This is a genomic window from Sandaracinobacteroides sp. A072 (assembly GCF_052616365.1).
Genome location: NZ_JBQXGU010000003.1, coordinates 391,525 through 415,187 on the forward strand (window position 1 = coordinate 391,525; position 23,663 = coordinate 415,187).

General features: G+C 67.9%; 26 protein-coding genes and 1 other RNA gene. 15 read left to right on the plus strand and 12 right to left on the minus strand.

The genetic code is table 11. From position 1 onward, the window contains the following. Positions 1–57: 57 nt before the first annotated feature. Both ndk and rnpB read right to left on the minus strand, forming a co-directional pair. Complete coding sequence (ndk, locus tag ACUJ46_RS10805; RefSeq protein WP_445390499.1) at positions 58–480, minus strand: nucleoside-diphosphate kinase; 423 nt, start codon at positions 478–480, stop codon at positions 58–60. Positions 481–600: 120 nt separating this feature from the next. Continuing rightward, positions 601–992, minus strand: an RNA gene (gene rnpB, locus ACUJ46_RS10810) — RNase P RNA component class A. Between the two features lie 71 nt (positions 993–1,063). Between rnpB and ACUJ46_RS10815 the strand changes: the two genes are divergently transcribed. Beyond that, entirely contained in the window at positions 1,064–1,432 is a 369-nt protein-coding gene (locus tag ACUJ46_RS10815; protein WP_445390500.1) for a DUF4870 family protein, read from the plus strand. 103 nt (positions 1,433–1,535) lie between these two features. Here the strand turns inward: ACUJ46_RS10815 and aroC are convergent, their stop codons facing one another. The 4 genes from aroC to ACUJ46_RS10835 are packed head-to-tail and all read right to left on the minus strand — an operon-like array spanning position 1,536 to position 5,267. Then, complete coding sequence (gene aroC, locus ACUJ46_RS10820; protein ID WP_445390501.1) at positions 1,536–2,612, minus strand: chorismate synthase; 1,077 nt, start codon at positions 2,610–2,612, stop codon at positions 1,536–1,538. Positions 2,613–2,647: 35 nt separating this feature from the next. Continuing rightward, positions 2,648–3,451, minus strand: coding sequence for an enoyl-ACP reductase FabI (gene fabI, locus ACUJ46_RS10825; protein WP_445390502.1), 804 nt, complete (start codon positions 3,449–3,451; stop codon positions 2,648–2,650). Between the two features lie 45 nt (positions 3,452–3,496). Next, entirely contained in the window at positions 3,497–4,324 is an 828-nt protein-coding gene (locus tag ACUJ46_RS10830; RefSeq protein ID WP_445390503.1) for a YihY/virulence factor BrkB family protein, read from the minus strand. 52 nt (positions 4,325–4,376) lie between these two features. Beyond that, on the minus strand, positions 4,377–5,267 hold the full coding sequence (locus ACUJ46_RS10835; RefSeq protein WP_445390504.1) for a DnaJ C-terminal domain-containing protein: 891 nt from the start codon (positions 5,265–5,267) through the stop codon (positions 4,377–4,379). 143 nt (positions 5,268–5,410) lie between these two features. On the opposite strand from ACUJ46_RS10835, the gene pdxH reads away from it, so the two are divergent. Continuing rightward, positions 5,411–5,995 carry a pyridoxamine 5'-phosphate oxidase gene (gene pdxH, locus ACUJ46_RS10840; RefSeq protein ID WP_445390505.1) on the plus strand — a complete coding sequence of 195 codons (585 nt, stop codon included), beginning with the start codon at positions 5,411–5,413 and terminating at the stop codon, positions 5,993–5,995. A 31-nt stretch (positions 5,996–6,026) separates the two neighbouring features. Here the strand turns inward: pdxH and glpD are convergent, their stop codons facing one another. Beyond that, positions 6,027–7,487 carry a glycerol-3-phosphate dehydrogenase gene (gene glpD / locus ACUJ46_RS10845; protein ID WP_445390506.1) on the minus strand — a complete coding sequence of 487 codons (1,461 nt, stop codon included), beginning with the start codon at positions 7,485–7,487 and terminating at the stop codon, positions 6,027–6,029. Positions 7,488–7,739: 252 nt separating this feature from the next. Between glpD and ACUJ46_RS10850 the strand changes: the two genes are divergently transcribed. The 3 genes from ACUJ46_RS10850 (at position 7,740) to ACUJ46_RS10860 (ending at position 9,624) form a co-directional block, all read left to right on the plus strand. Further along, a complete protein-coding gene (locus ACUJ46_RS10850; RefSeq protein ID WP_445390507.1) occupies positions 7,740–8,006 on the plus strand; it encodes a lipoyl domain-containing protein in 267 nt (88 codons plus the stop codon). A 179-nt stretch (positions 8,007–8,185) separates the two neighbouring features. Beyond that, on the plus strand, positions 8,186–8,926 hold the full coding sequence (locus ACUJ46_RS10855) for a superoxide dismutase (RefSeq protein ID WP_445390508.1): 741 nt from the start codon (positions 8,186–8,188) through the stop codon (positions 8,924–8,926). 116 nt (positions 8,927–9,042) lie between these two features. Then, a complete protein-coding gene (locus tag ACUJ46_RS10860) occupies positions 9,043–9,624 on the plus strand; it encodes a YqaA family protein (RefSeq protein WP_445390509.1) in 582 nt (193 codons plus the stop codon). Positions 9,625–9,639: 15 nt separating this feature from the next. On the opposite strand, the gene ACUJ46_RS10865 is transcribed toward ACUJ46_RS10860, so the two are convergent. Next, positions 9,640–10,230, minus strand: a complete 591-nt coding sequence (locus ACUJ46_RS10865) for a TlpA family protein disulfide reductase (RefSeq protein WP_445390510.1) — start codon at positions 10,228–10,230, stop codon at positions 9,640–9,642. Here ACUJ46_RS10865 and argH point away from each other — a divergent pair. Genes argH through ACUJ46_RS10890 form a run of 5 tightly spaced genes read left to right on the plus strand, consistent with a single transcriptional unit; the run spans position 10,229 to position 14,898 of the window. Next, a complete protein-coding gene (gene argH, locus ACUJ46_RS10870) occupies positions 10,229–11,650 on the plus strand; it encodes an argininosuccinate lyase (RefSeq protein ID WP_445390511.1) in 1,422 nt (473 codons plus the stop codon). The two genes, ACUJ46_RS10865 and argH, sit on opposite strands and share 2 nt — an antisense overlap. Next, positions 11,644–11,994 carry a hypothetical protein gene (locus tag ACUJ46_RS10875; protein WP_445390512.1) on the plus strand — a complete coding sequence of 117 codons (351 nt, stop codon included), beginning with the start codon at positions 11,644–11,646 and terminating at the stop codon, positions 11,992–11,994. The genes argH and ACUJ46_RS10875 overlap by 7 nt, the downstream gene beginning before the upstream one ends. Then, a complete protein-coding gene (lysA, locus tag ACUJ46_RS10880) occupies positions 11,994–13,265 on the plus strand; it encodes a diaminopimelate decarboxylase (protein WP_445390513.1) in 1,272 nt (423 codons plus the stop codon). Before ACUJ46_RS10875 ends, lysA begins: the two co-directional genes overlap by 1 nt. Next, positions 13,262–14,128 carry a UTP--glucose-1-phosphate uridylyltransferase gene (locus ACUJ46_RS10885; RefSeq protein WP_445390514.1) on the plus strand — a complete coding sequence of 289 codons (867 nt, stop codon included), beginning with the start codon at positions 13,262–13,264 and terminating at the stop codon, positions 14,126–14,128. Before lysA ends, ACUJ46_RS10885 begins: the two co-directional genes overlap by 4 nt. Further along, positions 14,128–14,898, plus strand: a complete 771-nt coding sequence (locus ACUJ46_RS10890; RefSeq protein ID WP_445390515.1) for a precorrin-2 dehydrogenase/sirohydrochlorin ferrochelatase family protein — start codon at positions 14,128–14,130, stop codon at positions 14,896–14,898. The genes ACUJ46_RS10885 and ACUJ46_RS10890 overlap by 1 nt, the downstream gene beginning before the upstream one ends. A gap of 33 nt (positions 14,899–14,931) precedes the next feature. On the opposite strand, the gene ACUJ46_RS10895 is transcribed toward ACUJ46_RS10890, so the two are convergent. Both ACUJ46_RS10895 and ACUJ46_RS10900 read right to left on the minus strand, forming a co-directional pair. Further along, positions 14,932–15,390 carry an NfeD family protein gene (locus ACUJ46_RS10895; RefSeq protein WP_445390516.1) on the minus strand — a complete coding sequence of 153 codons (459 nt, stop codon included), beginning with the start codon at positions 15,388–15,390 and terminating at the stop codon, positions 14,932–14,934. Beyond that, positions 15,390–16,319 (minus strand): SPFH domain-containing protein, encoded by a 930-nt coding sequence (locus tag ACUJ46_RS10900; protein ID WP_445390556.1) that lies wholly within the window; start codon positions 16,317–16,319, stop codon positions 15,390–15,392. The genes ACUJ46_RS10895 and ACUJ46_RS10900 overlap by 1 nt, the downstream gene beginning before the upstream one ends. Before the next feature lie 144 nt (positions 16,320–16,463). Here ACUJ46_RS10900 and ACUJ46_RS10905 point away from each other — a divergent pair, with 144 nt between their 5' ends. Beyond that, entirely contained in the window at positions 16,464–17,306 is an 843-nt protein-coding gene (locus tag ACUJ46_RS10905; RefSeq protein WP_445390517.1) for an HpcH/HpaI aldolase/citrate lyase family protein, read from the plus strand. A gap of 3 nt (positions 17,307–17,309) precedes the next feature. Here ACUJ46_RS10905 and ygfZ read toward each other — a convergent pair whose 3' ends face one another. Next, entirely contained in the window at positions 17,310–18,167 is an 858-nt protein-coding gene (gene ygfZ, locus ACUJ46_RS10910; RefSeq protein WP_445390518.1) for a CAF17-like 4Fe-4S cluster assembly/insertion protein YgfZ, read from the minus strand. On the opposite strand from ygfZ, the gene ACUJ46_RS10915 reads away from it, so the two are divergent. From ACUJ46_RS10915 to ACUJ46_RS10930, 4 genes are read left to right on the plus strand one after another with little or no spacing between them, the layout of a single operon-like run. Then, entirely contained in the window at positions 18,168–19,508 is a 1,341-nt protein-coding gene (locus ACUJ46_RS10915; RefSeq protein ID WP_445390519.1) for a dihydroorotase, read from the plus strand. Positions 19,509–19,567: 59 nt separating this feature from the next. Continuing rightward, positions 19,568–21,076 (plus strand): leucyl aminopeptidase, encoded by a 1,509-nt coding sequence (locus ACUJ46_RS10920; protein ID WP_445390520.1) that lies wholly within the window; start codon positions 19,568–19,570, stop codon positions 21,074–21,076. 4 nt (positions 21,077–21,080) lie between these two features. Then, positions 21,081–21,530 carry a DNA polymerase III subunit chi gene (locus tag ACUJ46_RS10925; RefSeq protein ID WP_445390557.1) on the plus strand — a complete coding sequence of 150 codons (450 nt, stop codon included), beginning with the start codon at positions 21,081–21,083 and terminating at the stop codon, positions 21,528–21,530. After that, positions 21,512–22,069, plus strand: coding sequence for a YbjN domain-containing protein (locus ACUJ46_RS10930; RefSeq protein ID WP_445390521.1), 558 nt, complete (start codon positions 21,512–21,514; stop codon positions 22,067–22,069). Before ACUJ46_RS10925 ends, ACUJ46_RS10930 begins: the two co-directional genes overlap by 19 nt. Before the next feature lie 67 nt (positions 22,070–22,136). On the opposite strand, the gene ACUJ46_RS10935 is transcribed toward ACUJ46_RS10930, so the two are convergent. Then, complete coding sequence (locus ACUJ46_RS10935) at positions 22,137–23,654, minus strand: acetyl-CoA acetyltransferase (RefSeq protein ID WP_445390522.1); 1,518 nt, start codon at positions 23,652–23,654, stop codon at positions 22,137–22,139. Positions 23,655–23,663: the final 9 nt, after the last annotated feature.

The following is a 23,663-nucleotide window of genomic DNA, read 5'->3' on the forward strand; positions in this document are numbered from 1 at the left end:
CTGTGGCAGACTGACGGACGGCACCATGCCGCCCGCAGTCCCTGCCATGCCAGGTCTTCAGCCGACGATGTCTTCCGGCTTGAAGAAGAAGGCGATCTCGATCGCGGCATTTTCCGCGCTGTCGGAGCCATGCACCGAATTGGCCTCGATGCTTTCGGCCAGTTCGCGGCGGATGGTGCCCGGCTCGGCATTCTCGGGGTTGGTGGCGCCCATCACGCGGCGGTTGAGGGCGACGGCATCCTCCCCTTCCAGCACCTGCACCACGACCGGGCCGGATGTCATGAAGGCGACGAGATCGTTGAAGAAAGGGCGCTCCTTGTGGACGGCATAGAAGCCTTCGGCCTGTTCCTTCGTCATGCGGATGCGCCTGGAGGCGACGACGCGCAGGCCGGCCTCTTCCAGCATGGCGGTGACCTTGCCGGTCAGGTTGCGGCGGGTGGCGTCGGGCTTGATGATGGAAAAGGTGCGTGTCACGGCCATTGGGGGTATCCTGTGCTATTCTGGAAAGTGGCGCGCGCTTAGCCGCAACTGCTGCACCGCACAAGCCATCACGAAGCCTGCCCCGCCGGCAGGGCGCGCGGGCCGGACGGCGGAAAAAAGGGTGCCAGACGCCCTGTAAGCCGGGTTCTGTCCGGGGGTTTCCCCCCTGGGCGACCATTCCTCTGGGGTGCATGTCGCCACGCACCTCAAGCAACCAACCCGCACGCTCCGGCCGGATCAGGCCTGCCCGGATCGCTCCGGACGCGGCGCGCCTATTCGGTCTTGCTCCCGGTGGGGTTTACCATGCCACCCCTGTTGCCAGGGGCGCGGTGCGCTCTTGCCGCACCCTTTCGACCTTGCCGCAAGCCCCCCGAAGGTGGCCCGTGCGGCGGTCTGCTTTCTGTTGCACTGTCCCTGGGGTTGCCCCCGGCGGGCGTTACCCGCCACCGTCGATCCCTGGAGCCCGGACTTTCCTCGAGCTGTTTCCACCCCGCGGCCGCCCAGGCATCTGGCACCCACTTCACTTGTCAACGCGGGTCGGAAAGGTCAAGCTTGGCCCCGATCAAAAAACAGGAGGGCAACGATGGCCAATGATCCCGCAACGCGGACAAACGATTTCCAGATGAACCGCCCGACCATCCTGAGCCTGCTCTATCTCGGCTCCTTCCTGGCGGGCATCACGGCGCTCGTGGGGGTCATCCTTGCCTATGTCTGGAAGGGGGAGGCGCACCCCGGCTGGGAGGACAGCCATTACCGCTACCACATCCGCACCTTCTGGATCGGCATCGTCTGGACGATCATCGCCGCGATCATCACCGGCATAACCCTGGGGCTTGCGGCCTTCATCGTCTTTCCGCTCATTGCCATATGGTTCGCGGTGCGCGCGGTGAAGAGCCTGCTGGCCGCCCAGCGGGAAGAGCCGCTGCAGAATGTGGAGAGCTGGCTCTTCTGAGCCAGCCCCGCCCTACAGATTCCCAGCGCCCCGTCTGGCCGGTCTTCGTCTGGCGGCCTGTCTGTCCGGGCTTCGTCTGGCGGCCCGTCTGGCCGGTCTTCGTCTAGCGGCCTGTCTGGCCGCGGTGCATCAGCATCGCATCCGCCAGCACCAGCGCCATCATCGCCTCGGCCACGGGAGCGGCGCGGATTCCGACGCAGGGGTCATGCCGGCCCTTCGTCACCACTTCGGCGGCCTCTCCGGTGCGCGTCACCGTCTCCACCGGGGTCAGGATGCTGCTCGTCGGCTTCAGGGCCATGCGCACCACCAGCGGCTGGCCGGTGCTGATGCCGCCCGCCGTGCCGCCGGCATGGTTGGCCAGAAACACAGGCCGGCCATCGGGGCCGGGGCGCATCGGATCGGCGTTATCCTCGCCACGCAGGCGTGCAGCGGCGAAACCGTCGCCGATTTCCACGCCCTTCACGGCGTTGATGCTCATCATCGCGGCGCCGAGCTGGCTGTCGAGCTTCATGTAGACCGGCGCGCCCCAGCCCGGCGGCACGCCTTCGGCCACCACTTCCACCACCGCCCCCAGCGAGGAGCCCGCCTTGCGGGCGGCATCCAGCATGGTGGCCCAGCGGGCGGCGGCCCCGGCATCCGGGCAGAAGAAGGGGTTGCGGTCGATTTCGGCCGCATCGAAGGCGGCCCGGTCGATCGCGTCGCCGCCCAGCTCCACCAGATAGCCCCGGATGGTCACGGCCTCGCCCAGCACCTTGCGCGCAACCGCGCCGGCCGCCACCCGTGCCGCCGTCTCGCGGGCGGATGATCGCCCGCCGCCCCGCGGATCGCGGAAGCCATATTTGGCGTCATAGGCATAGTCGGCATGGCCGGGGCGGTATTTCACCGCCACCTCGGAATAATCCTTGGACCGCTGATCGACGTTGCGGATCATCAGGCTGACCGGCGTGCCCGTCGTGCGCCCCTCGAACACGCCGGACAGGATCTCGACCTGGTCGGGCTCCTGCCGCTGGGTGGTGAAGCGGCTGGTGCCGGGCCGGCGCCTGTCGAGGAAAGGCTGGATATCCGCTTCCGACAGGGACAGGCCCGGCGGGCAGCCATCGACAACGGCGCCAAGCGCCGGCCCATGGGATTCCCCCCAGGTGGTGAAACGGAACAGGTGACCGAAGCTGTTGTGCGACATGGCTGCGGAATGGCGCATGGTGCGCCATATGGCAATCAGGCCAGCGCGATGTCCGGCGCATCCTCGGCCTTCATGCCCACCACATGATAGCCGCTGTCCACGTGCAGCACTTCGCCGGTGGTGCCCGAGGACAGATCCGACAGGAGATAGAGGCCCGCGCCGCCGACGTCATCGAGCGTTGTGTTGCGGCGCAGCGGGGCGTTCAGTTCGTTCCACTTCAGGATGTAGCGGAAATCGCCGATTCCGCTGGCCGCCAGCGTCTTGACCGGGCCGGCGGACATGGCGTTCACGCGGATGTTGTCGCGGCCATAATCCGCAGCGAGATAGCGGACGCTGGCTTCCAGCGCCGCCTTCGCCACGCCCATCACATTGTAATGGGGCACCACCTTTTCGGCGCCATAATAGGTCAGAGTCAGCATCGCGCCGCCATCGGGCATCATCGCGGCCGCCCGGCGGGCGACGGCGGTGAAGCTGTAGACGGAAATGTCCATCGACATGGCGAAGTTCGCGCGGCTGGTTTCGGCATAGCGGCCGCGCAGTTCGTTCTTGTCGGAAAAGCCGATGGCGTGAACGACGAAGTCGATTGTCGGCCAGATCTTCGCCAGCCCCTCGAACAGGGCATCGATACTTTCATCCGAGGCAACGTCGCAGTCGAACAGGTGCGGAACGCCCAGCGATTCGGCGAGCGGGCGAACCCGCTTCTCCAGTGATTCGCCCTGATAGCTGAAGGCAATCTCGGCGCCTTCGGCCGCAAGCTTCGTGGCAATGCCCCAGGCCAGCGAACGGTCATTGGCCACGCCCATGATAAGCCCGCGCTTGCCTGCCATCAGTCCGGCCATTCGAAGTTCCTTTATCCTGTGCGCTTCCCGCGAATTGCCGCCCTTCTATGCGCGCGCCCCGCGCTTTGCCAGCGCCGCGTTGAGCTCTGCCCCCAGGACCAGCGCGAAACCGACCGCGTAGAAGAAGAGCATCGCCACCATCACGCCCGAAAGTGCGCCATAGGTAAGGCTGATGCCATCGAAACGGGCAAGGACAGGCCCGATGAGAAAGGTGCCGCCCGCCCACACCAGGGTCGTGACGAGCGCGCCCGGCCATGCAGCCACCCGGCGAAAGGCGGCAGGCGCCAGCAGCTTCATCAGCGCCCACAGGGAAAGAAAGACGAGCGCCGGCGGCAGGGTGCGCGAGAGATCGAACCAGGGGGGAAGTTCGAGGCTGAGCGCCTGCAGCAATTTCATGCTGCGCACGGCGACGACCAGCGCCACCTGCGAGAGAAAGGCCGCCATAACCAGCAGCATCGCCACCATCAGGCCAAGGATGGAATGCAGGCGATAGGTGAGCGCGTGCCGCGCGGGCGGCGTGCGGAAGGCGCGGTGGATGATGTCGCGCATGGTCTCGATGATGCCGGTGACTGTCCATAAAGCCACCAGACCGCCCAGCCACAGCAGCCGGCCGGTGCGCCCCGAGACCACATCGTCGATCACGGGGGCGAAGACGTCGGCGATTCGTGGCGGCAGCGCATACAGCAGCCCTGCAATCGCAGCCTGCCCCGCCTCCGTCTGGCCGAAGGCGGCGGCAGCAGCCGTGAGCAGGATGGTGAGCGGCAACAGCGTGACGAGCGACAGATAGGCAAAATTGCCCGCATGGATCAGGCCATCGGACAGCGCGCGGGACAGGACGGCTCGCGGCAGCGCCATGGCGCGCGCTGCGCGCACCCTCCACCCCGGGGGCCGCCGCCCGCCCCCGTCTTCAGGCCCCTGCCCGGTCTCAGCCGGCCTGACGGCCACGCAGATACTCCGCCAGCCCCGGATCGTCCGGCACCTCCACCATGACCCGGGCCAGAAGATCGCCCCGGCTGCCGTCCTTCCTCGTCCAGCCCTTGCCCTTCAGCCGCATCACCTTGCCCGAACTGGTGCCGGGCGCGATGGTCAGCATCACATCGGCCTCGGGTGTCGGCACGCGCTGCTTGCCGCCGAGCACTGCAATGGCGAGCGGCACGAGGATATCGGCGCGGATGTCGAACCCTTCGCGCGTGAAACGGGAATCAGGCTGGACCAGAATCGTGACGATGGCATCGCCCGCGCCGGCAGGGCCTGCCTCCCCCTGGCCGGACAGGCGCAACTGCTGCCCGTCCTCCACCCCCTTGGGAATGGCAAGGTCGATCGTCTTGCCGTTGGCGAGCATCAGCCGGCGCGGCCGGGCAAGCGCTGCCTCCACGAAGGGAACGGACAGGCGGTAGGCGACATCCGCCCCCCGGCGTGGTGGCGCGCGGAAACCGCCGCGCCCGGTACGGCCGAAAAGCTCGGAGAAGAGATCGGAAGGATCGCCGCCGAAATCGAACTCGACATCGGGCCGCCCGGCACCGCCAAAGCCGCCACCGAAACCGCCACCGGGCCTTCCGCCAGCCTGACCGCCAAAGCCGCCATACATGCGGGGGTTGCCCTGATCGTCGATCTCGCCGCGGTCATACTGGCCGCGCTTCTCCTTGTCGGAGAGGATTTCATAGGCGGCCGTCACCTGCTTGAAACGCTCGGCGGCCTTGGGGTTGTCCTTGTTCTGGTCGGGGTGAAGTTCCTTGGCGAGCTTGCGATAGGCGCGCTTGATGGCTGCGGCATCGGCCGCCTTCGGAACACCCAGTACGGAATAGAGATCTGCCATGGGCTGAACGGTCACACCACCTGTTGCACAAAAGTCACATTCATATAGAACGGCGATCACATCCCGGCAAGGCGCATCCCTGCCGGCGGCATGTGACGAAGGCAGGCATTGCAAGCCCTCGCAACCCGGCCTAGCCATTGGCCATGACCGATCCGTTCCAGCAGTTTGCCGACTGGTTCGCCCTGGCACAAGCCAGCGAGGTGAATGACCCCAACGCCTGTGCGCTTGCCACCGTGGACATGGAGGGGCCAGACCCACGCCCGGATGTGCGGATCGTGCTGATGAAGGGCTTCGATGCGCGCGGCTTCACCTTCTACACCAACCGCGCCAGCGCCAAGGGCCACCAGCTCGAGCACAGGCCGCACGCCGCCCTTGATTTCCACTGGAAATCGCTCAGGCGGCAGGTGCGGATCTCGGGGCCGGTCGCCCATGTGACGGAGCTGGAAAGCGACGAATATTTCGCCAGCCGCCCGCGCGAGAGCCAGCTTTCGGCATGGGCCTCGCTGCAATCGCGGCCGCTCGATGCCCGCACCACCTTCGAGGCGCGGATCGGCGACATGGCGCGCGAATATCCGGGCACGGTTCCAAGGCCCCCGCACTGGGGCGGCTACCGGCTGAGCCCGGACTGGATCGAATTCTGGGAAGACAGGCCCGGTCGCCAGCATCACCGCGAACGTTTCACGCGGTCTGCGGAAGGCGGCTGGACAATGACGCTCCTTTACCCCTGAGCCTTTGCAGCGGCGCCGGGAGCGCGCCACTTCAGCCGCCGAAAAAGGCTTCCACGCCGGCCCGCTCCTCTTGCGAGAGCCGCAGGCCCATCTTGCTGCGCCGCCACAGCGCGTCCTCGGCGGTGCGCGCCCATTCCCGGTCGCGCATATGGGCCAGCTCCGCTTCGAACATTCCGCCGAAATTGCGCCCCAGCCCGCCTGCCAGAAGCGGCTCGGCAAGCGTTCCGTAAAGCCGCGCCATGCGCGCCACGATCGCCGGGTCGTAAAGGCCATGGCGCGCCGCCAGATCGGCGCGCCAGGCTTCGAACGCCTGCTGCGCCGTCTGCCCGCTGCTTCGCGGAATGTCGCCGCCGGGCAGCGGGGCATCCTTCGTCCAGCGCCGGGTTCCGGGAAACAGCGGGTCGAGCACGGCTTCGGCCAGCCGGCGATAGGTGGTGATCTTGCCGCCCACCACCGTCGTCGCCGCGCCCGCGCCATGACGGACGAGCCGCCAGTCCCGCGTCGTCTCACGCGCGCCCTTGCCTTCCTCCAGCACCAGCGGGCGCACGCCGGCAAAGCGGTGGACGATGTCCTCCGGCTTCAGCGGTCGGGCGATGCTGCGGTTCACGGCCTCCAGCAGATAGGCTTCCTCGTCACCGGTCAGGCTGTGGGCGGCCGGGTCGTCGACCGGGGTTTCCGTCGTGCCGATCAGGGACCATTCCCCCTCATAGGGGATGACGAAGATGATCCGCCCGTCGGGTTGCTGCAGCATCCAGGCATCCGCCGTGCGGTTCACCTTGCGGGTGACAATGTGCCCGCCCTGCACCAGCCTGAGGCGCGGCGCGTCATCGAGGCCGAGCGTCTCGCGGGCGACCCGTTCGGCCCATGGCCCGGCCGCGTTCACGATGTGCCGGCAGGCCAGCGACCGCCCCGATGCGGTTTCGACCGCCCAGCCGAAATCCGTGCGCCGCGCCGATGCAACCGCCTCGCGCGTGTGGATGGCCGCGCCGTGATCGGCGGCGTCACGCGCATTCAGCACCACCAGCCGCGAATCATCCACCCAGCCATCCCAGTATCGGAACGCCGTTTGAAGATGGCGGGCAAAGGCCGGGCCGGCCGGGTCCATGCGCAGATTCACCCGGCCCGAGCCGGGCACCTCGCGGCGGCGGGCAAGATGATCGTAAAGGAAAAGCCCGGCCCGCAGCATCCAGGCCGGGCGCACATGCGGCTCGTGCGGCAGCAGAAAGGCCATGGGCCAGCTGATGTGCGGCGCCATGGAGAGAATCACCTCGCGCTCCATCAGCGCCTTGCGCACCAGCCCGAATTCCATGAACTCCAGATAGCGAAGCCCGCCATGGACAAGCTTGGTCGATGCCGAGGATGTCGCCCCGGCAAGATCGCCTGCTTCCAGAAGCGCCACCGTCAGGCCGCGTCCTGCCGCATCCCGCGCGATGCCCGCGCCGTTGACACCACCGCCGATGACCAGAAGGTCGAGGATTGCATCCGCTGTCATGCCCGAGGGGGTAGAGCATTTTCGCGCCGTCCGGGAGGTGCCTTTCGCCACCGGCCCGGCCCTTGGGCGCAGACTGCACTTCCCGAGGCGCCGTTCCAGCCAATGTTGCAGGCGAGGTTCGCCTGCTCGCGGGCCATCCTGTGGCGGGCACTCTCTTAGAAGCAACAGGCAGGCCCGGTGCCGCGCAGCGTCTAGGGTTCATGGCCCGGCATCGGGGCGCGGCTTAAGGGCAGGAAAAAGGATCGGGTCGGCATGGTCAAGGCAGTCAGCGGCAAGGCAGTCAGCGGCAAGGCAGTCAGCATTCCACAGGACCTCTGGGACGAAGACGACCGGACCGGGGCCAGCCTGATCTGGCTGAAGCCCGATGGCGCCCGTGTCGAGCAGGGCGAGCTTATTGCCGAGCTTCAGGTGGAAAAGGTGACGCTGGAACTGGAAGCCCCCGCTTCAGGCACGCTGAGGATCGAAGTGGATGGGGATGCGGTGGTGAACAAGGGCGACCGCGTCGGCGCGATCGAATAGGCTGCCGCAGCCGGCCAGCCGCGGAAAAATCGCATTGAAGGGCATCGTGCGGCCCCGTGACGTGCGCGGCCTGCCGCAGCCGGCGGTGTCACCGGTTGCCGCGCAAGCCTGTCAAACCTAGATCCTGCCTACGAGATCAGGCGCCCATAAGCCGCGCCGCCGCCCGAGGGAGACCATGGATGCTGAAATCGCTTGCCGCCGCCCTGCTTCTTGCCGCCATCGCCCAGCCGGCGCTGGCGGTCCCCGAAACCGGAAAAGACGCAACCGGAAAACCGGCAGCCGAAAAGGCCGCAGCCTTTGCACTCGATCCGCTGCCCTATGCGCATGACGCCCTTGCCCCGGTGATCGACCGGGAGACGATGGAACTGCACCATGGCCGCCACCACAAGGCCTATGTGGACAATCTGAACAAGGCGGTTGCCGCCGATCCGGCGCTTGCCGGCCTGTCGCTCGAGGATCTGCTCGCCCGTGTTTCAACCCTCCCCAAGGCCGTGCGGGACAATGGCGGCGGCCACTGGAACCATCGCCTTTTCTGGACACTGATGGCCCCGGAGGGCCAGGGCGGCACGCCGTCGCCGGCCCTTCTGGCCGCGATCGAGGGGCAGTGGGGCAGCCTCGACGCCTTCCGCCAGGCCTTCCAGCAGGCGGGCCTTGCACAGTTCGGCTCGGGCTGGGCATGGCTCATCCTCAAGGATGACGGCAAGCTCGCCATCACCGCCACCCCCAACCAGGACAATCCGCTGATGGATCTCGCCCCCGTGAAGGGCCGGCCGATCCTCGCGAACGATGTCTGGGAACATGCCTATTACCTCGGCTACCGCAACCGCCGGGGGGACTATCTTTCCAACTGGTGGAAGGTGGTGAACTGGAACCGGGCCAACGACCTGTTCGAGGAAGCCCGCGCCGCCGGGTCGCGCTGATGGAGTTGATGACGGGCGCGCCATGCGCGCGCCCGTTCCGCAGCACGGCAGGAAAGCGGCGCCGTTAACGCCTTTCGGCCATGGCGCCCGGCCGCATGACCTGATAGGCGCATGCCATGCTCAAACGCCTCTATCACTGGACGCTTTCCCGGTGCCGCCACCCCCATGCCGAGCGCTGGCTGGCGGGAATCAGCTTCGTCGAGGCGAGCTTCTTTCCCATTCCGCCCGATGTGCTGCTGGCGCCCATGTGCCTTGCCCGGCCCGAACGCGCCTTCCGCTATGCCCTCATCTGCACGCTGGCATCCGTCGTCGGCGCGCTACTGGGCTATGCCATCGGCCTCTTCCTGTTCGAGACGGCAGGCCGCGCCATTCTCGAATTCTATGGCGCGGGCGCCAAGTTCGAAAGCTTCGCCGCCGATTTCAACGAAAATGGCTGGGTCATCGTCTTCCTGGCGGGCTTCACGCCGCTGCCCTTCAAGGTGATCACCATTGCCGCAGGTGCGACAGCCATGCCGCTTCCGGTCCTGATCGCGGCAGCCCTCGTCTCCCGCGCGGCGCGCTTCTTCCTGGTGGCGGCGCTGCTGTGGAAATGGGGCGAGCCGATGCAGCGCCTCATCGACCGCCACTTCAACCTGCTCAGCCTTTTGTTCGGCGCGGCGCTTGTCGGCGGTTTCCTGGTGCTCGGGCTGATGAACTGAGCGGGGCGGCGGGCCCTAGGCAGGCAGCCCCATGTTCGCGCGCGCATCCGGGCTGTTCCAGTCCCGGTCGCCGGCATAGCGCCAGATCTCGCGCCCATCCGGGCCATAGAGGATGGTGAGCGGCAGGCCCTTCGCCTTGAGCTGGAAGCCGAACTGCATTCCGCTTTCCACCCGCGTGGACAGATTGGGGTAAAGCGCCGGCGTGAAGGCGGCGGACACCTTGCGCCAGCCCTCCATGTCCTGGCTCACGGGCACGACAAGCAGCACACCCTTCGTATCCGCCGCCAGTGCATCGAGCGTCGGCAGTTCCTTCAGGCAGGGGGCGCACCATGTCGCCCACAGGTTCACCAGAAGCTTCTGGCCGGGGTTCGCCTTCAGTATGTCGGCGATGGTCTCCGTCCGGCCGTCCGGCCCGGTTTCGAGCGCGAGGGCCGGCGCCGGCGTGCCGGCGTGCGCGGTGTCGAAACCGGCGGTGCTGGCAGAGGTTGCGGCGGCTTCCGCAGGGGTGGCCTCGCCTTGCAGCGCGGACGGTTCGGCCTTAGGGGCTTCCTGTTGCTGGCACGCCGCCAGCAGGACAACAAGGCCAGGGAGGATAAGGCGCGTCATGGCAGGCTCCGGCGAAAAGGATGACGCACAGGCAGGCGCCAATGCGCTTTGGGGCGGCCGGTTCGAAGGTGGCCCGGCGGCCGTCATGGCAGAGATAAATGCCTCCATCCCCTTCGACAAGCGGCTGTGGCGCCAGGACATCCGCGGCAGCCTGGCGCATGTGCAGATGCTGGGCGCGCGCGGCATCATCGACCAGACAGCCGCCGGCCGCATCGCCGAAGGCCTGCGCCAGATCGAGGGTGATTATGACGCCAATGGCGTTCCCGTCGATATCGCGCTGGAAGACATCCACATGACCGTGGAAACCGCGCTGGCCGGGCGGCTGGGGCCGGATGCCGGGCGGCTGCACACCGCGCGCAGCCGCAACGATCAGGTGGCCACCGATGTCCGCCTCTGGGTGCGCGACGCGATCGACGGCCACCTCGCCGCCATCCGCGCGCTTGCCGGCGTGCTTGCCCGCCGCGCCGAAGAGCATCATGCAACCGTCATGCCGGGCTTCACCCACCTGCAGGTGGCCCAGCCCGTAACGCTCGGCCACCATCTGATGGCCTATGTGGAGATGCTGAAGCGCGACTTCGGCCGCTTCCGCGATGCCCGCGCCAGGCTGAACCAGTGCCCGCTTGGCTCGGCAGCGCTTGCCGGCACCGGCTTTCCGGTGGACCGGGCCGCAACCGCGCAGGCGCTCGGCTTCGACGGCCCGACGGACAATTCGCTCGACAGCGTCTCGGACCGGGATTTCGCCATCGAATATCTGACATCGGCCACCCAGTGCGCCCTGCACCTGTCGCGGCTGGCCGAGGAAGTGATCCTGTGGGCAAGCCAGCCCTTCGGCTGGGTGAAGCTGCCCGACCAGTGGTCGACCGGCTCGTCGATCATGCCGCAGAAGCGCAACCCCGATGCCGCCGAACTGGTGCGCGGCCATTCGGGCCGGATCCTCGGCCTGATGACCGGGCTGATGGTGACGATGAAGGGCCTGCCGCTGGCCTATTCCAAGGATATGCAGGACGACAAGGAACCCGTCTTCGAGGCGCATGACCTGCTGGAACTCAGCCTCGCCGCGATGGCCGGCATGATGGAAACCCTGGGCTTCGTGCCCGGCCGCATGCGGGCAAGCGCCGCGAGCGGCTATTCCACCGCCACCGATCTCGCTGACTGGCTGGTGCGCGAGGCGAGCGTGCCCTTCCGCGAAGCCCACCACATCACCGGCCGGGCGGTGAAGGCCGCCGAGGATGCCGGCACCGGGCTCGATGCCCTGCCGCTTGAAACCTTGCAGGCGATCGACCCGCGCATCGACGCGCGTGTCCATTCCGTGCTGAGCGTCGAGGCGAGCGTCTCGAGCCGGACGAGCCACGGCGGCACGGCGCCCGCCAATGTGCTGGCCGCCGCCCGCAAGGCGCTGGCGGAAATTCCGCAATGGTGAAGTGGGCGGCCCTTGCCGGCATGGTGCTGCTGGCCGCCTGCGGGTATCGCGCGCCCGTCACCCGGCTCGAAACGCCGGACCCGGCGCTGTCGAAAGAGGCGCTGAAGGACGCCCGCGCCGATGAGCGCAAGCGGGTGGCGAAGGGTCTGGAGCTTCCGGCGCAGGCACAGCCCCTCAGGGTGGACGAACTGACGGTGAAGCTCGACGTGCGCCCCGATGATCCGTTCAGCCTGCCGCCCGAAGGCACGCGGGGCCGCACCCTCGCCCCCTTCCCCGGCGATCCGGCGGCCGACACGCCCGCGCGCCCTGCCTTTCCCGCGCCTGCCACGACCCCGGAGGACTGATGGACCATTTCCAGCTGAAGGATGGCGTGCTCCACGCCGAAGACCTGCCCCTTCCGGCCATCGCCGAAGCCGTCGGCACCCCCTTTTACTGCTATTCGGCTGCAACGCTTCGCCGCCATGCGCGGGTGATGAAGGAAGCGCTTTCGGCGCTCGACCGGCCGCTGATCGCCTTTGCGGTGAAGGCGAACCCCAATGTCGCGGTGCTCAGCCTGCTGGCGAAGGAGGGCCTTGGCGCAGACGTGGTTTCCGAAGGCGAGATGCTGCGCGCCCTGAAAGCGGGCATCGCGCCCGGCAGGATCGTCTTTTCCGGGGTGGGCAAGACCGATCATGAACTGCGCGCCGCGCTCGACGCCGGCATCCTCCAGCTCAATGTCGAAAGCGAAAGCGAACTGCGGCGCCTGTCCGCCATTGCCTCCGGCATGGGCCGCACCGCCGAAATCGCGCTGCGCGTGAACCCCGATGTCGATGCCGGCACCCACGCCAAGATCTCCACCGGCAAGGCCGAGAACAAGTTCGGCATCCCGATCGACCGTGTCGAGGCCCTTTATGCCGAAGCCTCCACGCTTCCCGGGATCCGCCCGGCCGGAATCGCTGCCCACATCGGCAGCCAGCTGTTCGATCTGGCGCCCATGGAGGCCGCCTTCACCAAGCTCGGCCATCTCGTGGGCAGGCTGCGCGGCGCGGGCCTGTCCGTCACGCGGGTCGATCTCGGCGGCGGCCTCGGCATCCCCTATGACCCATCGCTGCCGCTGCCGCCGTCGCCGGCCGATTATGGCGCAATGGTCGCGCGCGTGACGACTGGCTGGAACGTGCAGCTGATGTTCGAGCCGGGCCGCCTGATCGCGGGCAATGCCGGCATCCTGGTGGCGCGCGTCATCACGCTGAAAAGCGGCGCTGCCCGGCATTTCGTGGTGCTGGATGCGGCGATGAACGACCTGATCCGGCCCACGCTCTATGGTGTCTATCACGACATACGCGCCGTTGTTCCACGGCCCGGCACCATGGCCGCCACGGTCGTCGGCCCGGTGTGCGAGACAGGCGACATGTTCGCAGAAGACAGGCGCATCACCCCGGTCGAGGAAGGCGATCTCGTCGCGCTGATGACGGCCGGCGCCTATGGCGCCACCATGGCCTCCACTTACAACAGCCGGCCGCTGGTGCCGGAGGTGCTTGTGGATGGCGACCGCATGGCTGTCATAAGGCCGCGGCAGACACTGGAGGAACTTGTGGGGCTGGACCGGGTTCCCCACTGGCTGAAGGAGGGGGCATGATCGATATCGCAGTCTTTCCCGTGGGGGGCATGGGCACGCGCTTCCTGCCGGCGACCAAGGCGGTGCCCAAGGAAATGCTGCCGGTGGTTGACCGGCCGCTGCTGCAATATGCCGTGGACGAGGCGCTGGAAGCCGGAATCCGCCAGATGGTGTTCGTGACCGCGCGCGGGAAAGCCGGCCTCGAGGATTATTTCGATGTCGCCGGCGAACTGGAGGCGATGCTGAAGGCGCGTGGCAAGGATGCCGAACTGGCAGTGCTTGCCGAAACGCGGCTGCCGGCGGGCGATATCGCCTATGTGCGCCAGCAGGAACCGGCGGGCCTCGGCCATGCCGTGTGGTGCGCGCGCCACATCGTCGGCAACCGGCCCTTCGCCGTGATCCTGCCCGATGATCTGGTGCAGGGCAAACCCGGCGCGCTGCGCCAGATGGTGGATGCCTGGGCCGAGGTAGGCGGCAACATCATCGCCGCCGAGCGGGTGCCCCATGAGCGCACGGGCAGCTATGGCATCATCACGCCCGGCGAAACCCGTGGCAAGCTGACCGAGGTTGCCGGGCTGGTGGAAAAGCCGAAGCCCGAAGTCGCGCCGTCGAACCTTGCCGTCATTGGCCGCTACATCCTCCAGCCGGAAGTGATGGAGATCCTTTCGGAAGGCAAGCGCGGCGCCGGCAATGAAATCCAGCTGACGGACGCCATGGCGCAGCTGATCGGCAAACAGCCCTTCCACGGCCTTGCCTTCGATGGTGTGCGGCATGATTGCGGCGACAAGGCCGGCCATGTGATCGCGAACATCGCCTATGCGCTGGAGCGCGACGATGTCGGCCCGGCAGTGCGCGCCTGGCTCGAAGCCCGGCTGAAGGGCTGATGGACCAGCTTCCGCTCTTCCACCGGATTGCCGGCCAGCCGGTGCTGGTGCTGGGCGAAGGGGATGCCGCCGATGCCAAGGCGCGTCTGGTGGAGGAAGCCGGCGGAACCGTCGTGACGGAATTGGGGCCGGGGGTCCGCCTTGCGTTCGTGGCGCTGGCCGAAGGCGCGGAGGAAGCCGCTTCGCGTCTGCGCGAAGCCGGGCTGCTGGTGAATGTGGTCGACCGCCCCGACCTCTGCGACTTCACCGTGCCGGCGATCATCGATCGCTCGCCCGTGGTGGTGGCAGTGGGCACGGGCGGCGCATCCGCCAGCCTTTCCAAAGCCCTGAAGGAACGACTGGACCTGCTGCTGCCCTCCGCGCTCGGCGCGATGGCCCGCGCCATTCGCGATGCGCGCGCGCCAGTCGCCGCCACCCACGCCGACGTGCCGGCCCGGCGCGCCTTCTGGTCCGCCCTGCTTGCCCCCGGCGCGGCGCTGGACCCGTTCGGCCCCGCGCCCGATCCGGCTGCGGCCATTATCGATGCGCTGGCCGGCGACGGCGAACCGCGCGACAGCGTCGATGAAATCCGTGTCGGCCCGGAAGGGGCGGATGCGCTCACCCTGCGGGAACTGCGCCTGCTCGCCAGCGCCGACCTCGTGGTGCATGCGCCGGGCATGCCGCTTCCCGTCCTGGCCCTCATCCGCCGCGATGCCGCCCGCCACACGGGCGAGACGATGCCCGAAGGCGCCACGGGCCGGATCGTGATCCTGAAACTGGACGAAGGCTGACCGGCAGGGACTGACTGGAAGGGGGCTGCCGCCTCAGCCCGCCAGTGGCTCCACCAGCAGAGTGGCGCCATCCATGCCGATGATCCGCGCATGGCTTCCAGCCGGCATGTCAGGGCCGCGCGCGCTCCATTCCGTGTCACCCAGCTTCACCCGGCCATGCCCGGCTTCGATGGCCTGTGTCACCAGCACCACCTCGCCCGAAAGCCGCAGGGCGCGTCGGTTGAGCGCCGGATCGGCGGTGGCGATGGGCCGCCGGCGCTTCAGCCTGAGCGAGAGAAAGACGGCAACGGCGGCAAAGACGGCGAACAGCACCAGATGCGCGCCCCATCCCAGGGGGAGAAGCAGGACAACAAGGGCGGTCGCCAGCGCTGCGGCCGCAAGCCAGATCATGAAGGCGCCGGGCAGCAGGATCTCCAGCCCTGCCATGATCGCGGCGAGCGACAGCCAGCCCCAGGGCGAAAAGAAGAAGTCGTGCACGCCGTCGCCGGGCATCAGGCCGGCTCTTTCCAGGGGTTGGGCCGCGGCGGCGCGGCCGGCCCTCGTGCGGGAACGCCCCCGGATCCGCCCCCGGAACCGGCCGGCGCATCCTGCAACCCGCGCACCAGTTCGGTGATTCCGCCAACGGAGCCGATCAGGCTGGTCGCCTCAAGCGGCAGGAACACGGTCTTGGCGTTGGGGGAGGCCGCAAAGGCTGCAAGGGCCTCGGTATATTTCAGCGCAACGAAGTAATTGACCGCCTGCAGGTCTCCCTCGGCAATGGCCTTGGAGACCATGGCGGTGGCGGCCGCTTCCGCTTCGGCTTCGCGTTCGCGCGCCTCGGCATCGCGAAAGGCCGCCTCGCGCCGGCCCTCGGCTTCGAGGATCTGCGCCTGCTTCGCCCCTTCGGCACGCAGGATCTCGGCGGCGCGCAGGCCCTCGGCTTCCAGCGTCACCGCGCGTTTCTCGCGCTCGGCCTTCATCTGGCGCGCCATGGCGTTCACGATGTCGGATGGCGGCTGGATGTCGCGCACTTCCACGCGGGTCACCTTCAGGCCCCATGGCCCGGTCGCGTCGTCGATCACGCTCAGCAGCCGGGCGTTGATCTCGTCGCGCTTCGACAGGCTTTCGTCGAGGTCCAGCGCGCCCATCACGGTGCGAAGGTTGGTCTGGGTGAGGGCCGTGACCGCAGCCGTCAGGTTGGAGACTTCATAGGCGGCCCTGGCGGAATCGAGCACCTGGTAGAAGACGACGCCATCCACCGAAACGACCGCATTGTCGCGCGTGATGATTTCCTGGGTCGGGATGTCGAGCACCTGCTCCATCATGTTCATCCTGTGGCCGATGCGATCGACGAACGGGATGATGAGGGAGAAACCCGGCCTGAGGGATGTGGTGTAGCGGCCAAGCCGCTCCAGCGTATATTCATAGCCCTGCCGCACCATGACGACCGAACGCGCGACGGCCAGCACCGCCAGCGCCGCCAGAATGATCGCGAAAATGCCTCCGCCCAAGGTCCTGCCCTTTCCCTTGCTGAACAGGGACTATAGAGCCATGCCGACCAGAGGGAAACGACAACAGGATCAGCGATGACCGATTTCCGCCCGCGCCGCACCGTGCTCTATCTGCCGGCCGCCAATGCCCGCGCCATCGAGAAGGCGCGCACCCTCCCGGCTGACACGCTCATCCTCGACCTGGAAGACGCCGTCGCGCCCGACAAGAAGGTGGAGGCCCGCGCCGCCGCCATTGCCGCCGCCGGCTCCGGAGAATGGGGCCATCGTGAAGTGGCGATCCGCGTGAACGGTCTCGGCACGCCCTGGTCGGCTGCCGATTTCGAAGCCGTCGCCGCCTCGGCGGCGGCCGCCATCGTCGTACCCAAGATCGACACGCCGGCCGATGCCGCCGAAGCCGTTCGGCTGGCGCGCGGCAAACAGGTTTGGGCGATGGTGGAAACACCGCGCGCCATCCTGAAGGCAGACGAAATCGCCGCCGTCGACGGTATCACGGGGCTTCTGGCCGGGTTCGCCGACCTCACGAAGGACTTGCGCGCCAAGCCCGGCCCCGACCGCGCGCCCCTTCTCTATGCCGCCAGCCGCATCGTGCTCGCCGCCCGCGCCGAGGGCATCCTCTGCTTCGACGGCATCTACACCGACATCCGCGACCCGCAAGGGCTGGAAGCGGAAACGCGCCAGTCGGTCGCCTTCGGCTTCGACGGCAAGACCTGCATCCACCCGGACCAGCTCGACATCGTGAACCGGCTCTTTTCCCCTTCGGACGAAGAGCTGGAAGCCGCGCGCGGCCTGATTGCGGCGCATGAGGCCGCCATGGCCGAAGGCAAGGGCGTCGCCACTTACCGGGGCAAGCTGGTGGAACTGCTGCACGTGGCCGAAGCGCGCCGGACACTGGAAGTGGCGCGCATCATCGCCGGCTAGGGTTCAGCTGCCGGCGGGGGGCTGGCCCTCACCCTCGGCCTCGCCATCCTCCGCCGGCAGCCAGAGCGGCCGGAGAAGACGGGCCGGCAGGCCATCGACCGTGAGGGCGGCCCCTGCATGCTCCATGCGCATCAGCGCCATCTGCAGGTCGCCGTGCCGGCGGCCGCGCAGCGCGCCCGCCACCTTGTCGCCTGCCATCACCGTCGCATCTTCGGCCGCGCCCCCGGCCACCTGAAGGGGCAGCAGCCTTTTGCGCAGCCTGTCGCGGTGGTGCATGCGGGCGGTATTCTCCTGCCCCGTGTAGCAGCCCTTGGTGAAGCTTACGCCGTTCAGCTCCCGGGCGTTCGTTTCCAGCCAGAGCAGTTCGTCCGTCCCGATCTCGTCCGCATCCGGCAGGCCGAGAGCCAAGCGATGGGCGTGCCAGTCGGCGAGGGTCGCGTCGGGCGTCAGGCCGGCGGCCGGGAAGCGCCGCCCGGCTTCGTCCATGCGCGGGTCGGCGGGCCGCTTGTCCTGCGTGCCGGCAGGCTCGCCCCACTGCTGCCACATGGAAAGGCCGGGTTCGGGGGCAATCTCCACCTGCCGCCGCAGCCGGAACATCGCCAGCCGCTTCATCAGCGCCTCGGCCTGGCCGGCATTCACATCGACGAGAATATCCTCGCCATCGGCATGCAGGAACAGCTGGAACAGCGCCTTGCCCTGTGGCGAAAGAAGGCCGGCATATAGCGGCCTGCCGGGGGCAAGCAGCGTCACATCCTGCGTGATGAGGCCCTGCAGGAAGGCCCGCGCATCGGGGCCTGACATTCGCACGATGGCGCGGTCGGAAAGCTGGCAGAGCGGCATGGCGATTGCTAGATAGGCCATATGGACAAGACCGCAACCTTCGACAGCATCTGGCGCAACGGCACCGTGTGGCTGCCCGCCGGCCCGACCCCGTGCGACATCGGCGTGAAAAACGGCCGGGTCGAAGCCATCCTCCGGCGGGGCGAAGGCTCCGCCGCAGAGGAAACGGACTGCACCGGCCTCGACATCCTGCCAGGCCTTATCGACACGCAGGTCCATTTCCGCGAGCCGGGCCTCGAGCACAAGGAGGATCTGGAATCCGGCTCCCGCGCGGCGGTGCTGGGCGGCGTGACCGGCCTTTTCGAAATGCCGAACACCAAGCCGCTGACGGATACGGCCGAAGCCCTTGCCGACAAGCTCGCACGCGCGAAGGGCCGCATGTGGACGGACCATGCCTTCTATGTCGGCGCGACGGCTGGCAATGCCGACCGGCTGGGCGAGCTTGAAATGACGCCCGGCTGCTGCGGCGTGAAGATCTTCATGGGCGCTTCCACCGGCGACCTGCTGGTGGCCGATGACGCGAACCTGCTGCGGGTGCTGCAGAACGGCCGCCGCCGCGTCGCGATCCACGCCGAGGACGAGGACCGCATGCAGGCGCGCATGGGCGAGCGCGTGACGGGCGATCCGTCCAGCCACCCCGTGTGGCGCGATGACGAAAGCGCCCTCATGGCGACGAAACGCGCCATCAAGGCCGCGCGCGCCGCCGGCCGCCGCGTCCACATCCTGCATGTCACAACCCCGCAGGAACTGGAATTCCTGAAGGACCACAAGGACATCGCCTCTGTCGAGGTGACGCCCCAGCATCTGACGATGGCGGCCGAGGAAGCCTATCCGGCGCTTGGCGCGCTTGCCCAGATGAACCCGCCCATCCGCTCGGCCCGGCACCGCGAGGGGCTGTGGCACTGGATGGGCCAGGGCGTGCCCGATGTCCTCGGCTCCGACCACGCACCCCACACGCTGGAGGAAAAGGCGGGCACCTATCCCGCCACACCATCCGGCATGCCCGGCGTGCAGACCATCGTGCCGCTGATGCTGAACCATATCGCCAGCGGGCGACTGACCATGGAGCGCCTGATCGACCTGATGGCGAGCGGCCCGGCGCGGCTGTTCGGCCTGATCGGCAAGGGGCGGATCGCCGCAGGCCATGACGCGGATTTCACCATCGTCGACCGCAAGGCCCGCTGGACCATCAGCGATGACTGGCTCGCCAGCCGCTGCGGCTGGTCCCCCTTCACCGGCATGGAGATCACGGGGCGCCCAGTGGGAACGGTGCTGCGCGGCAGCACGGTGATGTGGGAAGCGCAGCTGCCCGGCCAGCCGATCGGCCAGCCCTTGCGCTTCGAAGAGCTTCTGCGCGCCTGAGCGGCGCGGAATTTCATTCAGGAACCTTGGCGGCCCGCGTGCCGCAAACGGGAGAGATCATGACCAGAATCGAATTCGCAGCCTCGCGCGAGGCCGTCGGGCCGGACGCCCTTGTCGTCTTCGTGGGCGAAGGCGGGCAGCTTTCCGCCGGCGCCCGCGCCGTGGAAGAGGCGGGCCAGGGCCAGCTCGGCCGCGCCATGAAGACGGCGCGCTTTACCGGCAAGAAGGGCAAGCTGGTCGAGATCCTGGCCCCGGCCGGGCTTTCCGCAAGCCGCGTGATCGTCGCCGGCGTCGGGGATCCGGCCAAGGCCGACGCCCGCTGCTTCGAGGATCTGGGCGGCCAGCTGGCCGGCAAGCTCGAAAAGCTGGAAAGCCGCTTCCTTGCCGATTTCACCGACATCGGCGACCTCGGCGTGGGGCTGGATGTGGCCGCGGCCCATTTCGCCCATGGCGCCGACCTCAGGAACTGGCGCAACGACACCTATCGCACCCGCCTGAAGGACGAACAGAAGGCGAAGCTCGAAACCGTGGCGCTCGCCGGCGCGCCCGCAGCCGCGAAGCCGCTCGTCGCGCGGCTGGAAAAGGTCGCCGCCGGGGTCGCCTTCGCCAAGACCCTCATCTCCGAGCCAGGCAATATCGTCTATCCGGAAAGCTTCGTGGAGCGTTGCCGCGCCGCCCTCGAGCCGCTGGGCGTTTCCGTCACCGTGCTCGATGAAGGCGAGCTGAAGGCGCTGGGCGCGGGCGCCCTTCTGGGCGTGGCGCAGGGCTCCGCACGGCCTCCGAGGCTGCTGGCGCTGGAATGGAACGGCACCGGCAACCCCGGCGCCACCCCGTTCGTGGTGGTTGGCAAGGGCGTCACCTTCGACAGCGGCGGCATTTCGCTGAAGCCGGGCGCCGGCATGGAAGACATGAAGTGGGACATGGGCGGCGCGGGCGCCGCTGCGGGCGCGATGATGGCACTGGCCGGGCGGCAGGCAAAGGCCCGCGTGGTGGTCGTGTGCGGCCTGGTCGAGAACATGCCCGACGGCAAGGCGCAGCGGCCGGGCGATGTCGTCACCTCGATGTCGGGCCAGACGATCGAAGTCATCAACACCGATGCCGAGGGGCGGCTGGTCCTGTGTGACTGCTTCACCTGGGCGCAGCGCACCTACAAGCCGAAGGTGATGCTGGACTTCGCGACGCTGACGGGGGCGATCATCGTCAGCCTCGCCCATCATTATGCCGGCGTCTTCTCCAATTCCGACAGCCTGTGGGAAAAGCTCGACGCCGCCGGCAAGGCAGTGGACGACAAGGTCTGGCGGCAGCCGCTGTCCGAGCCGGGCGGCCATTATGACCAGATGATCGAATCGGCGATTGCAGACATGAAGAATGTCGGCTCGCGCGAGGGCGGCTCGATCACGGCGGCCCAGTTTCTGCAGCGCTTCGTGGAGCCGGGCGTGGAATGGGCGCATATCGACATTGCCGGCGCGGTCTGGCGGCCGAAGGGCGGCGCCCTCCACGACAAGGGGGCAACGGGCTTCGGCGTGCGGCTGATCGACCAGCTGGTCGCGGCGCATTTCGAGGACTGACGCGCTGCCCGTCGACGTCGGCTTCTATCATTGCACGCGCGCGCCGGCCCGGCGCGTGGCGTTGCGGCTTGTGGAAAAGGCGCTGGCGGGCGGCAGCCGGCTGTTGCTTGTCGCGCCGCCGCCGCTGCTCGACGAACTGGACCGCGCGCTGTGGACGGACAAGCCCGACAGCTTCCTGCCGCATGGGCGCGCGGGCACCGAATGGGATGCCGAACAGCCCTGCCTGCTGGCGGCGGAGCCAGTGCCCGCCAATGGTGCGCGCCTGCTGATGCTGGTGGACCATGGCGTGCCGGCGGCGCTGGAGCATTTCGACCGGGTGCTGAACCTGTTCGATCATGGAAGCGAGGCCCATGCCCGCGCCCGCGCCGACTGGAAGGCGCTGGGCGCACGCGCAGGCGTGGACCGGACCTATTGGCAACAGACGGAGGCGGGACGATGGGAAAGCCGGGCCTGACGACGATGGCAGCCGCGATGCTCATGCTGGCATGCGCGGCGGCGCCCGCCAGCGCGCAGCAGGCAGCCGGGGCCGCAACGGGAGCCGGGGCCAGTGCGGAAGCCGTCTTTCCCGATACCGCCTATCTGAAGGCATCGGAGCCGGAAGGGATAGCGCGTTACCTGCGCTATCTGGGCTATCGCGCCATTCTCGAAAAGGACCCCAATGGCGACCCGGTGATCGAGACGGGCATGGGCGGCTTCAAGGTGATGCTGTGGTTCTATGACTGCACCGACGGCCGCGACTGCCAGCGGCTGCAGCTGCAGCTTGGCGTCGCCATGGAAAAGAAGCTCGACCTCGAGACGGTGAACGCCTGGAACCGCCGCAAGCGCTTCCAGACCCTTCACCTTGACGAGGAGAATGATCCGATCCTCAGCCACGACATGTCCACCGTGGCGCCCGGCATGCCGGCCGCCCAGTTCCGCGACGTGGTGGAACTGTTCGAGGGGCAGGTCGCGGAGCTGCGACGGATCATCGTGGCGCATGATTCCGACGGCTGAGCCGCCTGAAATGTCGGAACCGCCGCGCTGGAAAGCGGATCGCCGCCCCCCCCGGTGATGCCGGGCTTCAGTCGAGAAGCGTGGCGATGTTGGGGCCGTCGCCTGCCTTCACCCGCACCCGGCGCCCGATCACCGGGACATCGATCAGCGCGCCCGGATTTTCATGGATCTGCGACAGGAAGCGGCTGCCGTCGGCGGCAAGGCGCCCGATCACGATGGCGAACGCCGGCTTGCCGCGATCATGGATCACGGTGAAGGTCTCGACCGCGCCCTCCCCGTCGGGCCGCTCGGTCAGCGGCGGGCTTTCCATGCTGTCGATCCGCGCCTGATAACCGGCGGGATCGGCGCGGTGGAAGGCGCGCGGCGTGGTGCTCCACACGCCGAAGCTGTGCTTGGTGAGATAGCCGCCATTGGCGAAGACGAAGCCGGGCTTGCCCGGATGGGCGCGGCACTTCATCGCCACTTCGGCGATGCCGTGCATCGAATAATTGTTCCCCGGCCCGCCGAAATAGGGCAGCCCGCCGGTCAGGGTCAGGCCGCGCGGATCGTCATGGCGGATTCCGATTTCGTCGGCGGCGATTTCGACCGCGCTGGAAAAGCAGCTGTAGAGGTCCATGTGGGCGATGGCCTCCATGCCGATCCCGGCGGCCTTCAGCGCTTCGGCGGCGCCTATCCGGATGGCGGGCGAACTGTGGTAGTTCACCCGGTCGGACACGAAGATCTTCTCGTTGGTGTCGGCGCAGCCATGCAGATAGACGCGCCGGTCCTGCGGCACGCCAAGCCTGTCCGCTGCTTCCGAGGACATCATGAGCAGCGCTGCTGCCTGATCCACGAACATGTTGGCGTTCAGATATTTGGTATAGGGATAGCCGATGTAGCGATTGTCGCCTTCGGGCGTGATGATTTCATCGGCCGTGCGGGCAATCGGGAGCTGGGCATAGGGGTTTTCGGCGGCAACGGCCGAAAAGCGCGCCATCAGCCGGCCGATCGCCTCGCGGTGGGCGATGGGGTCATGGCCATAATGGGCCGCCAGCGCATTCTCGAACATCGGATAGACGTTCACCGGCATGGCGATGCCATGTGCCACCTCATGCGGGGTGACGAGATGCTTTTCCTTGTAGAGCGTCTCGGCAGGCTCCGGGCTTTCTTCCGACCAGTCGAGCTTCAGCCCGGCCTTCAGGGCACGTGTCTGGGTGCGGATCGGTTCGCAGCCGGCCAGCAGCACGACATCATGGCTTCCCTTCGCAATCTCCTCGGCGAAGATGTTGGCCAGCATCTGCGGGGAATTGCCGCCAACCGGGCCGTAAAGCGTGCGGCGCGGGGTGGCGCCGATGCGCTTTGCAACCGCATGGGGCAGGTTGTTCTGATGGCCAAAGGGCGTACCGAAGCCCGAGTCCTGGAACAGGCGCACAACGGCCACGGCATCGATCGCCCCGGCCACGCCCGTGCCGCCGCTGTCGGCGATGGCGGCCCGGGCGACAGTCGCCATCATGTCCTGCGGGGAAAGCCCCTCGCCCGGGGCGCTGTCCCGGTCCACCCACTGGGCAACGCCGACGAGGACGGGGGTGCGGGGGTCAATGCTCATCTGGAAAGC

What these genes read in the sequence shown, in the direction of transcription:
- ndk (WP_445390499.1), bottom strand. Translation starts at nt 480, where the DNA reads ATGGCCGTGACACGCACCTTTTCCATCATCAAGCCCGACGCCACCCGC.
- ACUJ46_RS10815 (WP_445390500.1), top strand. Translation starts at nt 1,064, where the DNA reads ATGGCCAATGATCCCGCAACGCGGACAAACGATTTCCAGATGAACCGC.
- aroC (WP_445390501.1), bottom strand. Translation starts at nt 2,612, where the DNA reads ATGTCGCACAACAGCTTCGGTCACCTGTTCCGTTTCACCACCTGGGGG.
- fabI (WP_445390502.1), bottom strand. Translation starts at nt 3,451, where the DNA reads ATGGCCGGACTGATGGCAGGCAAGCGCGGGCTTATCATGGGCGTGGCC.
- ACUJ46_RS10835 (WP_445390504.1), bottom strand. Translation starts at nt 5,267, where the DNA reads ATGGCAGATCTCTATTCCGTACTGGGTGTTCCGAAGGCGGCCGATGCC.
- pdxH (WP_445390505.1), top strand. Translation starts at nt 5,411, where the DNA reads ATGACCGATCCGTTCCAGCAGTTTGCCGACTGGTTCGCCCTGGCACAA.
- glpD (WP_445390506.1), bottom strand. Translation starts at nt 7,487, where the DNA reads ATGACAGCGGATGCAATCCTCGACCTTCTGGTCATCGGCGGTGGTGTC.
- ACUJ46_RS10850 (WP_445390507.1), top strand. Translation starts at nt 7,740, where the DNA reads ATGGTCAAGGCAGTCAGCGGCAAGGCAGTCAGCGGCAAGGCAGTCAGC.
- ACUJ46_RS10855 (WP_445390508.1), top strand. Translation starts at nt 8,186, where the DNA reads ATGCTGAAATCGCTTGCCGCCGCCCTGCTTCTTGCCGCCATCGCCCAG.
- ACUJ46_RS10860 (WP_445390509.1), top strand. Translation starts at nt 9,043, where the DNA reads ATGCTCAAACGCCTCTATCACTGGACGCTTTCCCGGTGCCGCCACCCC.
- argH (WP_445390511.1), top strand. Translation starts at nt 10,229, where the DNA reads ATGGCAGGCTCCGGCGAAAAGGATGACGCACAGGCAGGCGCCAATGCG.
- ACUJ46_RS10865 (WP_445390510.1), bottom strand. Translation starts at nt 10,230, where the DNA reads ATGACGCGCCTTATCCTCCCTGGCCTTGTTGTCCTGCTGGCGGCGTGC.
- ACUJ46_RS10875 (WP_445390512.1), top strand. Translation starts at nt 11,644, where the DNA reads ATGGTGAAGTGGGCGGCCCTTGCCGGCATGGTGCTGCTGGCCGCCTGC.
- lysA (WP_445390513.1), top strand. Translation starts at nt 11,994, where the DNA reads ATGGACCATTTCCAGCTGAAGGATGGCGTGCTCCACGCCGAAGACCTG.
- ACUJ46_RS10885 (WP_445390514.1), top strand. Translation starts at nt 13,262, where the DNA reads ATGATCGATATCGCAGTCTTTCCCGTGGGGGGCATGGGCACGCGCTTC.
- ACUJ46_RS10890 (WP_445390515.1), top strand. Translation starts at nt 14,128, where the DNA reads ATGGACCAGCTTCCGCTCTTCCACCGGATTGCCGGCCAGCCGGTGCTG.
- ACUJ46_RS10895 (WP_445390516.1), bottom strand. Translation starts at nt 15,390, where the DNA reads ATGCCCGGCGACGGCGTGCACGACTTCTTCTTTTCGCCCTGGGGCTGG.
- ACUJ46_RS10900 (WP_445390556.1), bottom strand. Translation starts at nt 16,319, where the DNA reads ATGGTGCGGCAGGGCTATGAATATACGCTGGAGCGGCTTGGCCGCTAC.
- ACUJ46_RS10905 (WP_445390517.1), top strand. Translation starts at nt 16,464, where the DNA reads ATGACCGATTTCCGCCCGCGCCGCACCGTGCTCTATCTGCCGGCCGCC.
- ygfZ (WP_445390518.1), bottom strand. Translation starts at nt 18,167, where the DNA reads ATGGCCTATCTAGCAATCGCCATGCCGCTCTGCCAGCTTTCCGACCGC.
- ACUJ46_RS10915 (WP_445390519.1), top strand. Translation starts at nt 18,168, where the DNA reads ATGGACAAGACCGCAACCTTCGACAGCATCTGGCGCAACGGCACCGTG.
- ACUJ46_RS10920 (WP_445390520.1), top strand. Translation starts at nt 19,568, where the DNA reads ATGACCAGAATCGAATTCGCAGCCTCGCGCGAGGCCGTCGGGCCGGAC.
- ACUJ46_RS10930 (WP_445390521.1), top strand. Translation starts at nt 21,512, where the DNA reads ATGGGAAAGCCGGGCCTGACGACGATGGCAGCCGCGATGCTCATGCTG.
- ACUJ46_RS10935 (WP_445390522.1), bottom strand. Translation starts at nt 23,654, where the DNA reads ATGAGCATTGACCCCCGCACCCCCGTCCTCGTCGGCGTTGCCCAGTGG.